This window comes from Rufibacter glacialis, from assembly GCF_008271745.1.
GTDB classification, from domain to species: Bacteria; Bacteroidota; Bacteroidia; order Cytophagales; family Hymenobacteraceae; genus Nibribacter; species Nibribacter glacialis.
Genome location: NZ_VKKZ01000019.1, coordinates 537,268 through 549,941, shown reverse-complemented (window position 1 = coordinate 549,941; position 12,674 = coordinate 537,268). Strand labels below are relative to the sequence as shown.

Here is a 12,674-nt window from a genome sequence, read left to right as displayed (position 1 = left end):
TCAACGGGTAGTTTCAAGGGTTTCCGGCACATGGCCAACCAATGTGAATGCCAGGTGGTTCAGGAAATCAGCGAGGCTGTTGTGCCCGTGGCCGGCTACTTTCACCTCGGTGAGGGAAGGCAGGTGCTGGGCAAAGAACATTTGTTTGCGGGCGGTCTCAAAGAGGGTGCTCACCAGGGCATGCGGAAAAGGATAACGAGGGTTTACCTCCAACACCACCAAAGCCATCTTGTGGCACAGGTTTTTATAGTCCTGGAACAGCCCGTCCTGGTTATTGCTGTCCACCTCTTTGGTAAGGTAAGCCTTGGAAGCTTCCATGATCACAATGCGCCCCAACGCATTTACGTCTATGTCAGTACCCAAGGGCTTGGCCATTTCATGCTCCGCCAAAATGGCGATGAAGGTCTTCAGCTTTTGGGTGGCATCTGAGACGTTGTGGGTTTGGTAGCTGATGCGGTAATCCAGCCAGTTCCAGTACCATGACACCAGGTACAGCAGCAACTTATGCTTGTTTTCAAAATACCGGTAAATGGAGGCCTCCGTGGAGGAGATCTGCTGGGCCAGCTTTTTAAAGGTGAAGTGCTCAAAACCCAGGTCATCTATCAACCGGATGCTTTCCTTGAAGATGGTCCGCCCTAACTCGGTCTGCTCTGGATCGCGCAGGAATAGCTTTTCGTTTAACTGGATCTTTATGGTCGTGCTCATGGGCTTTGATAAACTCCCGGTGGAGGATAAATACTATTACCATCAAAGTTAATAGTAATACTATTGCACACAATACAGATACTGTTACTAAAGTTCAGAAAAAGGAGGTTTTTTGAAAAAATAGCCTCAAAACCCAACTGGTTATTATCAGGGTCTAAAAGGCAAGGGAAATCTCACTGCCACCACGGGATGCGCCGCCACCTTCATTGCTAAGCGTCTCCTCTACCCTACTAGTGACAAAAACTGAAAAAAACCTCTCTAAGGATCATAAGGGAGGTAACACCGCAATGGAGCCATAAGGGAGAAACAGGAACCTAGGTGGCAAAGACCAGGAACCAGAAATAGTACGATTCTCAAAAAACAGGCTGAAAACCAGAGGCACCCATTAGCCCAGCGCGTTAAACCCTGGCAGGATTTTAGAACCCAGAAACCCTTAAAACAAAATGTCCTGCAAACAGCTTTCAGGCCGTCTGCAGGACAAATCACTATGAAAAAGGAAAGCTTATTTCTGAGCTACTAAATTGATATTCAGATCGAATTCGTTGTTGATGGCTTTGTCACCCAGGTTGTCAAAGAAGCTACCGGAACCGTATTTGATGTCATATTTGGTTCTGTCTACTTTCACCAAAGCTTTGGCTTTGATCTGGTTGCCCGCATGCGTGATGGTAGCAGGGAAAGAAATCGGTTTCTTGATGCCTTTGATGGTCAGGTCACCATTCACCAGGTACTGGCCCTTGGTTTTGGTAGGCGTTACTTTGGTCAATACCAAGGTAGAAGTAGGGTATTTGGCAGTTCCGAAGAAATCATCTGACTTCAGGTGACCTACCAGATCTCCGTTTGCTTTAGGATCGGTGATGTCAGTAACTGTGATGGAGCTCATGTCAATAGTGAAGGTTCCACCCAAGATGTTCTTGCCATCGCTGGTCAGTTTGCCATCGGCTATGTTGATGGCCCCCGCGTGCTCACCAGTTACTTTGGTGCCTCTCCAGTTTACTTTAGACTGGTCTTTTACCACTTTGTAGTCAACGCCTTTTCCGGCGAAGGCGAATGTAACCAGCGCTACCAGCGCGGCTAATACGGTGTTTCTTACTTTCATTTTCTTTGTGAGGTAATGTTTAACTGATGCAAATGTATAAACAATTAATGTATATACATATATCCACCAGAAAAATTTATCTCTTTTTTTTTGGTGCGGGCTCCCCTATACCTAAAAAGCTGGCTCCAAGCAGGCTAAACCTTGTTTTCGCCCTCCTTTTGTTAGATCTTCCTTTCAGTTCCAGAGAGTTCCTTATCCCATAAGCAAGGCCTGCCGCTGGGGTTGGACAGGCAGAGAGATCAATCGCGCCCCTGCACCAGGGTCTTCTTCAGGGTTTGGTGATGGGTGGAGAAAATAGAGAACTGGTTCTGCACCTCATTATAGCGCACCTCCACCGGGAAACTGGTTTGGATGGGGTCCTCCCCCAGCGGCTTGGCATGCACATCAAACAGGTAGGCCTTGCGGGGCCCAGCCTCCCAGATCACGTACAGCTTGCGGTCTCCCCCGAAATGGAAATACTGCACTTCCTTAGCCGAGGAAGTGACAAACCTTCGGTCTAGCAGAAGCTTCCCGTCTTGCCCAAACAAGGCTACCCGGCCTGGGTCTGTGCGGGCAATGATATAAGATTTGCCGCCCGCCTCTGGCACCAGCTGAAAAGTACTGCGCCGATCTGGGCGCAGCAGTTGCTCCCGCTTGGTGATCTCGCCGGTCAGGTCAAAGGTGATTACCTCCCCGTTTTGGGTAACGGTGGTAAAAACGGAGCGCCGGAACGAGATGCCCAACTTAGGGAAAAGCCCCGACCGGAGGTTGGCATTCAGGTTGATGGGGAAACCGGGATAGGGCTCGCCCTGGGTCCCGAAGGCGTGGATGAACCCGTTCTCCAGCACCATGAGCAACACATTGCGGCCGTTCACCTTCACGTGCTGGGGCGGGGCGGCCAGACGGCCATCCAAGCGCATGGGCGACCAACCGGACTGCATGTTCCCCTGCGTGTCCAGGATAAAGACGTTGCCTAGGTTATCATCCGCTACCAGGCGGTAGTCGCCGGTTTTGTCATAGTCAAACACGGTCAGGCGTTGCAGCCGCAGCGAATCACCCAGCGTGAAGGGGAAGTTCTCTTCCTCGTTCCCGTTTTTATCCAGGCAGTGGATCTTGTTGGACGTGGCAAAGAAATATTTGAGGCGCTTGTCTGCGCCATGGCGAAGCTGTTGCACCGGTCCCACCACGCGGGCAGCAAGGGTATCGGTCCAGTTGCGGCGCCCCTGCTCTGCCCCAATGCCGTAGAGCACCAGCGCGGAGTCCTGTACCACCACCTCATCACTGTTGTCCACGGGGAAGCGGGTCAGGAACGGGGGCGAAATAAGCCGGCTCTTGAAGTCAAACCGTTCCTCGCGCCGGATGCCTTGCCGCGCAATCACCGTCTTCACCGACGATTCCTCCTGGTGCCGCAGCACGATGCTGGTGTAATACTGGTCCTTGGCCGCGCTGAACTGCACACTCAAAAAGTTGAATTTCTTCACAATGCTGCTGTTCCTGACCAGGCTACCCTGCTTCTGGGGGCTCATGGACCGCAACAGCAGGTTCCAGGCGTGGCTGGTATTGATGAACAGGCCCACGTTGTCTTCCTGCTGCGACTCATGGAGCAGCGGTTCCAGTGCCGCCGACTTGCCCCAGACCTTGCCTTCCTCTACTTCAGTGAGCAAGGCGCGCATGGTGGCCACGTCATCGGTGAACAGGACATAATTGCCCAAGGTGGTGTAGTAGGTTTGCTCAAAGCCTTTGAAGAGCTCCCCAAACAGTTGTTGCGGCAGTTCACGGGCGGTCAGCAACCGGATGATGTTCTGGCCGTGCTTTTCCTGGGTGCCTGCGGTCTGGCCGGGTTGCAGGCGGTTCAGCATCTGCTGGGTCAATTTAGGATTAGCCGTCTGCGCGAACAGGATTTTCTCAGGGCTGGTCTTGGTGTCATAGGCCTCCAGGTAGCACAAACCCAGCTCACCGGCAAAGGAACCGGAGAGCGAATCAAGGTAGGAGTTCTGGGTGGTGCCGGGCTCTTTGCGCAGGGTGTTCATCTTGTCCAAGCCCATGTGCAGCACCACCGCCGCCCGCAACGGAATCACCTCCCGCAGGTGGAACGGCCGGGCGGGTTGCCCCTTGAGGCGGCTGTACAAAGACCCCTCCATCGTTTCTGGGTAAGAGAAGCCATTCAGGAAAAGCCGGTTGTTGTCCAGCTTGAGTTCCAGCAGGCTGCTGCGGCAAAGGCTGCTGAGCAGGTTGACATCGTCTTGCAGGTCCTTTTTCAGGAAAACACCCAGTAAATCGGGGAGTTGCTGGTAGTTGATGAATACGTTGGCGTACACATCAGGCTGGCTCAGGTAGTTCGTGTTCTTGTACTCCTTGGCCGGCGACTCCAGCTGCCCGCGGTTGATCTTCCTGATCACCTCTTCCACCAGCACCGGGCTTTGGCTTATCACCAGGTTGTTGTGGTAACTGAAATAGGAAAGGTTGTCGTTGGAGGTCTGGTGGGTGATGTCCGTGACCTGGAAGCCCTGGTAGTCGCGGATTTCCTGGCGGTACTCGCCGGTCTTGCCCAGGTTCTCCACCAGCGTACGGATGTAGCGGTGTTGGGCCACGGTGTTCACGGGCACGTAATAAATCAAATCATATTCTGAGCGGCCCAGCACGTGCAGCGAGAGAAGCACGTTTTTCTTGGCCAGGAAGCTGCGCAAAGGGGAACGGCCGGTGGAAAGGCTATCCAGCAGCGCTATCTGGTCATCTAACCGCAGCACATAAGGTATCTGTGACACCGTAGACCAAAGATCCGTTTGCCGCAGGTGATCCAGGAACCGGGGGGCGTTGTTCGTTTCCACTACAAAAACGGCATCGTCTGGAACCAACGTCCAGAGGCTCACCTTCTCGCGGGCCTCCGTCCATTTAGAAAACCCATAGAAGCCCAGCGCCATGAGCACTAAAACACCGCACAGCCAGTAAATCGTCTTTTTCGGCATCCTTGAAGGGTTAGGAAGCACAAAAATAACGGAAAAACCACCGCTTCAGCGTTCTGGGTCTAGAATTTGAAGAATGTGCCATAAACGGCTCCGGGTGCCGCTTTTCTTTTTATCTTGCCCTCTTTCTGAGTGAGTGGAGGAGTGATTGAAGGAAGGAGGGAATGGGTTTTGAACCTCTTTTCCTGAAAACCCTCCTCCATCAGCGATAGCTCTTTCTTCCTAATTTTTGATGTATGCGCGTAGTGATCCAGCGGGTGTCTCAGGCATCTGTGACCATTGAAGGAACCGTTACCGGACAAATAGAGCAAGGCCTGCTGGTGCTGGCCGGTTTCACCGCCACTGATACCCCCGAAGACCTTTCCTGGACCGCCAAAAAGCTGGTGCAGCTCCGGATTTTCTCTGATGCCGAGGACAAGATGAACCTGAGTGTGCAGGACGTGGCCGGCGGCATTCTGCTCATCAGTCAGTTCACGCTCTACGCCCTCACCAAGAAAGGCAACCGCCCCTCCTACATCAACGCCGCCCCGCCCGCCGTGGCCATTCCGCTGTACGAGCAGTTTCACCAGGTTTTGGAAAAAGAACTGGGGAAACCCGTGCCCACCGGTACCTTCGGCGCCGACATGAAGATGGCCTTGGTGAACGATGGCCCGGTCACCATCACCATTGACTCGCAAAACCGTGAGTAGCGTGGTGATTAGTAGTTGTTGGGCCTACGCCAAAGCAACAAAAGACGCTAACAACCGGTTATGCTTAAAGGTGAGTTTATAACAATAATCAACTATGCGGACAGTAAGCTTAACATTGCCAGAGAGTTTGGATATAAACGAACTCGAACTGAAAATCCTTTTAGCCGGGGAATTGTATGAAAGAGAAAAACTCTCCCTGGGGCAAGCCGCTGAATTAACCGGACTTTCCAAAAGAGCTTTCATAGAGGTAATGGGTAGGTATGGGTTTTCTCTATTCAGTAAATCAGACGAAGACCTTTTATCAGACATAGCCAATGCCTGATCTGGTCATTTGTGATACAAGTTGCTTAATCCTTTTCTCAAAGATAAAGAGACTGGCGTTACTTAGGGATTGCTACTCCAGCATCTATGTTACCCCTGAGATTGCAGAAGAATTTGGGGAAGCCTTACCTGATTGGACACAAATAAAAGAACCAGATAACAAGGCACTTCAACAAACGCTAGCGCAGGTGTTAGGAAAAGGGGAATCAAGCGCCATCGCTCTGGCTTTCGATTTGCCCCACCCATTGCTAGCACTTGATGACTTGAAAGCAAGGAAAGTCGCCAAATCGCTTGACCTGAAAATAACTGGCAGCTTGGGAATTTTAGTTAAGGCCAAGCAGCAGGGACACATAGGAAAGCTTTCACCAGTTCTAAATCAAGTGCAGCAGACCAACTTTAGAATATCAGAAAATATAATCAGGAAAATCCTGTCCATGGTAGGTGAGTAAGTCACGTCTACATCTAACCAGATTTAAATCACTTAAATATTTTTCATTACCCCATTAGCACATTTCCAAATTAGCCCATTAAAACATGACCCTAGAAGAAGCCCAACAGACCGTAGACACCTGGATCAAAGACGTGGGCGTGCGGTATTTCTCTGAGCTGACCAACCTGGCCATTCTCACCGAGGAAGTGGGCGAAGTAGCCCGCATCATTGCCCGCCGGTACGGCGACCAGTCGTTCAAGAAAAGCGACGAGGACGTGGACCTGGGGGCTGAGATGGCCGATGTGTTGTTTGTGCTCATCGCGCTGGCGAACCAGACGGGCGTCAACCTCACCGAGGCCTTTGCCAAAGGGATGGAGAAACGCACCTCCCGCGACAAAGACCGCCACCAGAACAACCCCAAACTGAGGTAAGCCCGAAAACCAAGAGAAATGGCCTGCTTCTTCTGACCTAATGAGTAAGCCACCTAAAAATAACAATCCCGTTTGGGAGGCGTTTCTGTGAAAACACCTCCCAAACGGGATTGCCTTTTGCTACCAGGGCTTGACTACTCTGCCGGTACCAGGAAATCGCCTTTGAGCACGGGCACCACGGTGTAGGTGTCTTCCTGCAGGCAGAATTCAATGTCTTTCTGGATGTGCAACCGTTCCAGGCGCTGCACGTGCGAAGACTGGGACAGGAAACCCAGCATATCGGCTTTGGCGGTTTGGTACAAATGGTAGGCCGCCAGCGTGGCGTCATGGTTCAGGGTGAAATCCCCTGCCAGCCGTTCAGCCAGGCACCCGGCAAACAGGGTATCTTCCAGGTTAAATACTCCTTTCCAACCCGCGCAGACCACCACCACGTCTTTTCCGGCCCGGCGCACATAATCTGCTACGGCGCCCACGTTCAGGAACGCGCCCACCAGCACCTCATCTGCCCCGCTTGACAAGCGGATAGCCTGGGTGCCATTGGTGGTGGTGATGGCCAGCAGGCGGCCGGTGCGGTCTTCTTCCAGGTAATGAAACGGCGAGTTGCCCAGGTCAAATCCCTCGGCTTTGACTCCGTCGCGCTCGGCGGCCACCAGATAGCCTTGGTCACGGTACGCGCGGCAGGCTTCCAGTTCACTGACGGGCGCAATATGGGTAATGCCATGGGACAAAGCGGTCACCATGCTGGAAGTAGCGCGCAGCACATCTACCGCCACGGCAATCTTTCCGGTTAAATCATACAAAGGCAACAGCGCCGGGCTGAAGCAAACGTCTATTGAAGGCATAAAAAGAGTTCTGAGTCTTGAGTTCTGAGTCCTGAGTTAAGGTAGGAGTCAAGAGTCTTGGGGTAGGTGAATGTCTTGGAGGTATGAAAAAAACAGGGAGTTAGTCTTATGAGTTGGTCTAAAAAGTAAGCGTTTGCCGGCTGTTTTTGGAAAACAGCCGGCAAACGCCAGACTAGGTTCTGAAATCTGTTGGCCTTGCGTATTCTAACTCAAGACTCAGAACTCAAGACTCAGGACTCTTTGCATTGACTCAGAACTTTTTAAACGGTTGGTTTGTAAAACGGCGGTTTCACCACCTGGGCTTTGAGTTGCTTGTTCCGTACTTTGATGAAGATATCAGTGCCGGGGGCTGTGTACTCGTTCTGCAGATAGCCCAAGCCAACGCCTTTGCCCAATGAAGGAGACATGGTGCCGGAGGTGACCTCGCCAATGGTGGCGCCCTCTGCGTTCACAATCTCATAGTGGCTGCGCGGAATGCCTTGCTCCATCATCTCAAACCCAATCAGCTTGCGGCTCACGCCTTGCTCTTTCTGGGCTTTCAGGTTCTGGGCATTGGTGAAGTCTTTGTTGAACTTGGTGATCCAGCCCAGACCCGCCTCAAACGGAGAGGTGGTATCCGTGATGTCATTGCCGTAGAGGCAGTAGCCCATCTCCAGACGAAGCGTATCGCGGGCACCCAGTCCAATAGGTTTGATGCCGAATTCGGCGCCGCCTTCCATGATCTTCTGGAACACTTCTTTGGCGCTTTCATTGGGCACGTAGATTTCAAATCCGCCTGCGCCGGTGTAGCCGGTGGCCGAGATGATCACGTCTGGCTGGCCCGCGAAGGTGCCTTTGTCAAAGGTGTAGTACACCATGTCTTTCAAGTCAACCGGTGTCAGGCTTTGCAGGGCATCAGCGGCTTTAGGGCCTTGCACGGCAAACAGAGACAGGTCATCAGAGATGTTCTTGAGCTCCGCGCCTTCGGTGTTGAACTGGCTGATCCAGTTCCAGTCTTTTTCAATGTTAGAGGCATTCACCACCAGCATGTACTCCTCAGGGGCCAGGCAATACACCAACAGGTCATCTACAATACCGCCCTCGTTATTGGGCAGGCACGAATACTGGATCTTACCGGGAGTTAACTTAGAAGCGTCATTGGTGGTCACGCGCTGGATCAGGTCCAGGGCTTTGGGGCCGGAAACCAGAAACTCGCCCATATGCGACACGTCAAATATGCCCACGGCTTTTCTAACGGTGTGGTGCTCCTCCAAATCTGAACTGTAGCGCACGGGCATGTTATAGCCGGCAAAAGGCACCATCTTCGCGCCTAAGGCCTCATGCACGTCATTCAGGGCTATTTTCTTTAATTCCATATAAAAACAGTTATTTTGGAAATCAGGTGTAAGAAAGGCAAAAGTAGGAAATTCAAGTGGCTTTCTAAACCTATTCGCCTGCGCCCTGGCTTTGCCCCGCCCTGTTTTTAAGGTGTACCTGGTACCTGCCAGTGGCGAGCCTGTTGTAGTTGCCCGGTACTACTTGGGCCAATACGGAAACTTTCTTCTAACACTTCAATTTTACCTTGGCTCGGTTAAAAACTCAGCTAAAGATTCTGCCGTATTCAGCAGTTTGCACTTCCCTTGCCTCTTTTCCTATGAAGGCGTTGGTCTTTTAGTTTCAGGCCGGGCTAAAAAGGCGGGCAAGGACTGGGGCGATTTTACCATTACGCAGCCTGATATGAATTTTAAGGAGACCATTCTGGATGAGGCTTTGGTAATCTTTGAGCGACGCGGCATTCAGGAAGTGTCTCTTGAGGAGTTGCTGGAGACCCTGGAAATCTCGCGGGGAACCTTACAGGGCCTGGCGGCTACCAAAAAGGAACTGGTTCAGCTCTGCATCCACCATTCTCTTTTGGTGCGCCAGGCAGAGGTGGACTTAGTCATGCAGGAGGCGGAACACCCGCTACAGGCTTTTTTACAGTTGCTGCAATTGAGCGTGGAAGAGGTCCACTCGTTCAGCCCTGAGTTTGTGCAGGACCTGCGGCAGTACTATCCCCGGTCCTGGGCCCGCCTGGAGGTATTCATGCGCACCCTCTCCCAAGAGTACCTGGAGCCGCTGCTGGCCAAAAGCATAGAACTGGGTTATCTGCAAAGAGACCTTCCGCCGGAAATGGTGGTACGCCTCTTCATCAACCAACTGTACGGGCTGCTGAACCCCCACCTCTTTCCCGCCTTGGGGTACGGGTACCAGGAATTGTTCAAGATAGTGGTCATTTATTATTTACGCGGCTGCGCCACCCCTTTGGGCCAGGCGCACCTGGAAGAATTTACGCACCAGTCTTTATCAGGGTAAATACCGAGAAACCCTTATTTTTGCCCAGCCGCCTTGCCATGACATTGGCCAGATTAGCGGTTTCTGTCTTTACCCAGAGCGGCAGCCTTTGCCCTCTTTAGCGCGCACCACATGAATCTCTCTACCAAGCTCTTTGCCGGCTTTGTTCTGATTTCCTTTCTGTTCACCTCAGTGGCCATTGTCAACTACCGTCTTTCTGAAGACGTGATCGCCAACTCCAACTTCGTCACTGACTCGCAGAACATCACCCGTACCTCGGCCTCGCTGCAACGCAGCCTCATTGACATGGAAACGGGGATGCGGGGCTTTCTCTTAACCGGCAATGAAACGTTCCTGGAGCCTTATTTCTCCGCAGATGAGCTTTTACCCAGCCAGTTCAACCTGCTCAAGGAGTACATGCGGGAAAAGCCTGAGCAGTTCCGCCGCATCAAACAGATTGAAGCGTTGCACTACAAATGGCGCAACGAGTTCGCCGAGCTCCTCATCTCAGAAAAACGGAAAGAGGTGGCAGACGGCATAGAAAGCAGAGGCATCACGGCCCTGGAACATGGTTTTCTGGTCTTGAACGAGGAAGGCAAACGCATCACTGACCAGATGCGGGTGTATTTCAAGGCCTTCAACAGCATTGAGTATGAGGTTCGGGAAAAACGGAAAGGGCGCCTGGAGAAAAGTATCGCAGACACCCGCCGTATCTCTACCACCTTAACTATTTTCTCGGTGCTGCTGGGTTTGGGCTGGGCCTACTACATCACGCGCCTCATCTCGCGCCGCATCATGAAAATGGTGAGCCTCGCAGACCAGATCTCCTACGGGGAGTATAAAATCCAGATTGAAGATGACGCCAACGACGAACTCACCCGCCTCTCAGAATCCCTTAATCGCATGTCTTCCACCATTGACAAGACCTTCACGGAGCTGGACAGCAAGAACAAGGAACTGGACCAATTCGCCTACGTGGTATCACATGACCTGAAGGCCCCGCTGCGCGGCATTGAGAACGCCTCGCGCTGGGTAGAGGAAGACATGGGCAAAGAACTGCCCTCGCACATTCAGGAATACCTCATGATGATGCGCGTACGGGTGCACCGCATGGAGAACCTCATCAACGGTATTCTGGCCCTGGCCCGCATTGGGCGTTCCCACCTGAAAGAGGAAATGGTAGACGTGCAGGCCCTGCTCCATGAGGTCATTGACATGATCAACCCTCCTGCTGGCTTTGAAATCCACCTCCCTGAGCGGTTGCCCCACGTAGAGGCAGCCAAAGTGGAACTGCAACAGGTTTTTTCTAACCTGCTCAGCAACGCCATCAAGTACCACCATGCCACCACGGGCAACGTGGTGATTTCCTATGCAGAGCACGAAGACATGCATGAGTTCTCCGTGGCAGATGACGGCCCCGGTATTGAGGAAGAGTACCATGACCGCATTTTCGTGCTGTTCCAGACTTTACAGGAGCGTGATGCCGTGGAAAGCACCGGGGTGGGCCTGGCCATTGTGAAAAAGATCATTTCCCGCAACGGAGGCACCATCAAGGTTACCTCTACGGTAGGCAAAGGCTCCGCTTTCACCTTCACCTGGCCCAAGGTTAAGTTGGCTGAAGCCTGATTTCCTTTTATCTTTGAATTTGATCAGTACCTAAACAAGTAATTATGAGTGATTCGCAAGCCAGTATTTTGTTAGTGGAAGACGATTACCTTGACGCCATGAGTGTGGAACGGGAGTTGAGGAAAATCAAGGTAATGGTGCCCCTTCACAAAGCCAAAAACGGACGCGAGGCCCTGGCCATGCTTCGGGGAGAGCCAGGTGTGACCAAACTGGATCCATTGCCCAACATCATCCTGCTAGATATCAACATGCCCAAGATGAACGGGATCGAGTTCCTGACGGAACTGCGCCATGACCCGTTCCTTTCCCATATGAATGTGTTCATCATGACCACGTCCAGTGAGGACTCTGACCGCCATGCGGCCCAGAACCTGCGGGTAAGCGGTTATATTGTAAAACCCCTCACCTTTGACACTTTCAACGACGGCGCCTCCAGTCTGGACAGCTTCAGCCTCTTTTTAGACCTCCTGAAACTGAAACCTCAATAAAGCACCCGCCCCCATTTAAAAAAGCCGCGAGGCGTTTTGGCACCGTTGTTATCAAAACAACCCCAAAACGCCTCGCGGCTTTTTCATTCCTTTCCCGCCCATGGCCTGGTCACCAGGTACTAGAGTTCCAAGGCTGCCAGGTCTGGTAATAGCCGGAACGTAAGCCGGTGGTGGGGAGAGACGCCGTACTCCCTGATAGCGGTTCTATGGGCCTTGGTGGGGTAACCGGCGTTCTGCTCCCACTTATACGCCGGAAAATGGCTGGCCAGGTCATGCATCAGTTGGTCTCGGTGGGTCTTGGCCAGCACAGAAGCTGCTGCTATGTTATAGAACCGGCTGTCACCTTTGACCATGCAAGCATGTGGCACCTCTTTGTAAGGGGTAAACCGGTTGCCATCTACCAACAGGTATTCCGGCGAGATAGCCAGACCGTCTGTAGCGCGGTGCATGGCCAGAAAAGAGGCGTTGAGGATGTTGATTTCGTCTATTTCCTGCGGACTTACCTCGGCCACGGCCCAAAAGAGCGCTTCGCGGCAGATTTCTTCGCGCAGCTGCTCCCGTTGCTTGGCAGTCAGTAACTTTGAATCCGTGAGCAAAGGGTGAAAATAGTCTTGGGGCAGCACTACGGCACCGGCCACCACCGGCCCGGCCAGGCACCCACGGCCGGCTTCGTCCAGGCCTACCTCCAGTAATTTTCCGCTATGGTTCGCAATGAGCATGGATTCACTCTTTTTATTAATTCTCACTACTAAACAGGCAAAGAAGGCAAAAAATTCTTTTTCCTTCCTGAACAA

General features: G+C 52.4%; 13 protein-coding genes. 7 read left to right on the top strand and 6 right to left on the bottom strand.

The features are described from left to right. The 3 genes from FOE74_RS06915 to FOE74_RS06905 form a co-directional block, all read right to left on the bottom strand. Positions 1–705, bottom strand: a complete 705-nt coding sequence (locus FOE74_RS06915) for a TetR/AcrR family transcriptional regulator (protein ID WP_149097860.1) — start codon at positions 703–705, stop codon at positions 1–3. A 502-nt stretch (positions 706–1,207) separates the two neighbouring features. After that, on the bottom strand, positions 1,208–1,801 hold the full coding sequence (locus tag FOE74_RS06910) for a YceI family protein (RefSeq protein WP_149097859.1): 594 nt from the start codon (positions 1,799–1,801) through the stop codon (positions 1,208–1,210). Between the two features lie 239 nt (positions 1,802–2,040). Beyond that, positions 2,041–4,746 carry a hypothetical protein gene (locus FOE74_RS06905; RefSeq protein ID WP_149097858.1) on the bottom strand — a complete coding sequence of 902 codons (2,706 nt, stop codon included), beginning with the start codon at positions 4,744–4,746 and terminating at the stop codon, positions 2,041–2,043. A gap of 233 nt (positions 4,747–4,979) precedes the next feature. Here FOE74_RS06905 and dtd point away from each other — a divergent pair, with 233 nt between their 5' ends. From dtd to FOE74_RS06885, 4 genes are all read left to right on the top strand, one after another. Next, the gene (dtd, locus tag FOE74_RS06900; RefSeq protein ID WP_149097857.1) at positions 4,980–5,432 is read left to right on the top strand and encodes a D-aminoacyl-tRNA deacylase; all 453 of its coding nucleotides are present in this window, start codon (positions 4,980–4,982) and stop codon (positions 5,430–5,432) included. A gap of 94 nt (positions 5,433–5,526) precedes the next feature. Beyond that, positions 5,527–5,754: a UPF0175 family protein gene (locus tag FOE74_RS06895; RefSeq protein ID WP_149097856.1), complete on the top strand. Its 228-nt coding sequence runs from the start codon at positions 5,527–5,529 to the stop codon at positions 5,752–5,754. Then, on the top strand, positions 5,747–6,202 hold the full coding sequence (locus FOE74_RS06890) for a DUF3368 domain-containing protein (RefSeq protein ID WP_149097855.1): 456 nt from the start codon (positions 5,747–5,749) through the stop codon (positions 6,200–6,202). The genes FOE74_RS06895 and FOE74_RS06890 overlap by 8 nt, the downstream gene beginning before the upstream one ends. 85 nt (positions 6,203–6,287) lie before the next feature. Beyond that, a complete protein-coding gene (locus tag FOE74_RS06885; RefSeq protein ID WP_149097854.1) occupies positions 6,288–6,614 on the top strand; it encodes a nucleotide pyrophosphohydrolase in 327 nt (108 codons plus the stop codon). A gap of 134 nt (positions 6,615–6,748) precedes the next feature. On the opposite strand, the gene FOE74_RS06880 is transcribed toward FOE74_RS06885, so the two are convergent. Next, a complete protein-coding gene (locus FOE74_RS06880; protein WP_149097853.1) occupies positions 6,749–7,456 on the bottom strand; it encodes a 2-phosphosulfolactate phosphatase in 708 nt (235 codons plus the stop codon). Between the two features lie 260 nt (positions 7,457–7,716). Then, the gene (gene gcvT, locus FOE74_RS06875) at positions 7,717–8,811 is read right to left on the bottom strand and encodes a glycine cleavage system aminomethyltransferase GcvT (RefSeq protein WP_149097852.1); all 1,095 of its coding nucleotides are present in this window, start codon (positions 8,809–8,811) and stop codon (positions 7,717–7,719) included. A gap of 361 nt (positions 8,812–9,172) precedes the next feature. On the opposite strand from gcvT, the gene FOE74_RS06870 reads away from it, so the two are divergent. From FOE74_RS06870 to FOE74_RS06860, 3 genes are all read left to right on the top strand, one after another. Beyond that, complete coding sequence (locus tag FOE74_RS06870; protein ID WP_149097851.1) at positions 9,173–9,787, top strand: TetR family transcriptional regulator; 615 nt, start codon at positions 9,173–9,175, stop codon at positions 9,785–9,787. 111 nt (positions 9,788–9,898) lie between these two features. After that, on the top strand, positions 9,899–11,392 hold the full coding sequence (locus FOE74_RS06865) for a sensor histidine kinase (RefSeq protein ID WP_149097850.1): 1,494 nt from the start codon (positions 9,899–9,901) through the stop codon (positions 11,390–11,392). A gap of 44 nt (positions 11,393–11,436) precedes the next feature. Continuing rightward, complete coding sequence (locus tag FOE74_RS06860; RefSeq protein ID WP_149097849.1) at positions 11,437–11,880, top strand: response regulator; 444 nt, start codon at positions 11,437–11,439, stop codon at positions 11,878–11,880. Positions 11,881–11,999: 119 nt separating this feature from the next. On the opposite strand, the gene FOE74_RS06855 is transcribed toward FOE74_RS06860, so the two are convergent. Beyond that, a complete protein-coding gene (locus tag FOE74_RS06855) occupies positions 12,000–12,599 on the bottom strand; it encodes a ribonuclease HII (RefSeq protein WP_149097848.1) in 600 nt (199 codons plus the stop codon). Between the last annotated feature and the right edge of the window lie 75 nt (positions 12,600–12,674).

What these genes read in the sequence shown, in the direction of transcription:
- FOE74_RS06890 (WP_149097855.1), top strand. Translation starts at nt 5,747, where the DNA reads ATGCCTGATCTGGTCATTTGTGATACAAGTTGCTTAATCCTTTTCTCA.
- FOE74_RS06910 (WP_149097859.1), bottom strand. Translation starts at nt 1,801, where the DNA reads ATGAAAGTAAGAAACACCGTATTAGCCGCGCTGGTAGCGCTGGTTACA.
- FOE74_RS06855 (WP_149097848.1), bottom strand. Translation starts at nt 12,599, where the DNA reads ATGCTCATTGCGAACCATAGCGGAAAATTACTGGAGGTAGGCCTGGAC.
- gcvT (WP_149097852.1), bottom strand. Translation starts at nt 8,811, where the DNA reads ATGGAATTAAAGAAAATAGCCCTGAATGACGTGCATGAGGCCTTAGGC.
- FOE74_RS06905 (WP_149097858.1), bottom strand. Translation starts at nt 4,746, where the DNA reads ATGCCGAAAAAGACGATTTACTGGCTGTGCGGTGTTTTAGTGCTCATG.
- FOE74_RS06860 (WP_149097849.1), top strand. Translation starts at nt 11,437, where the DNA reads ATGAGTGATTCGCAAGCCAGTATTTTGTTAGTGGAAGACGATTACCTT.
- FOE74_RS06885 (WP_149097854.1), top strand. Translation starts at nt 6,288, where the DNA reads ATGACCCTAGAAGAAGCCCAACAGACCGTAGACACCTGGATCAAAGAC.
- FOE74_RS06870 (WP_149097851.1), top strand. Translation starts at nt 9,173, where the DNA reads ATGAATTTTAAGGAGACCATTCTGGATGAGGCTTTGGTAATCTTTGAG.
- dtd (WP_149097857.1), top strand. Translation starts at nt 4,980, where the DNA reads ATGCGCGTAGTGATCCAGCGGGTGTCTCAGGCATCTGTGACCATTGAA.
- FOE74_RS06895 (WP_149097856.1), top strand. Translation starts at nt 5,527, where the DNA reads ATGCGGACAGTAAGCTTAACATTGCCAGAGAGTTTGGATATAAACGAA.
- FOE74_RS06915 (WP_149097860.1), bottom strand. Translation starts at nt 705, where the DNA reads ATGAGCACGACCATAAAGATCCAGTTAAACGAAAAGCTATTCCTGCGC.
- FOE74_RS06880 (WP_149097853.1), bottom strand. Translation starts at nt 7,456, where the DNA reads ATGCCTTCAATAGACGTTTGCTTCAGCCCGGCGCTGTTGCCTTTGTAT.
- FOE74_RS06865 (WP_149097850.1), top strand. Translation starts at nt 9,899, where the DNA reads ATGAATCTCTCTACCAAGCTCTTTGCCGGCTTTGTTCTGATTTCCTTT.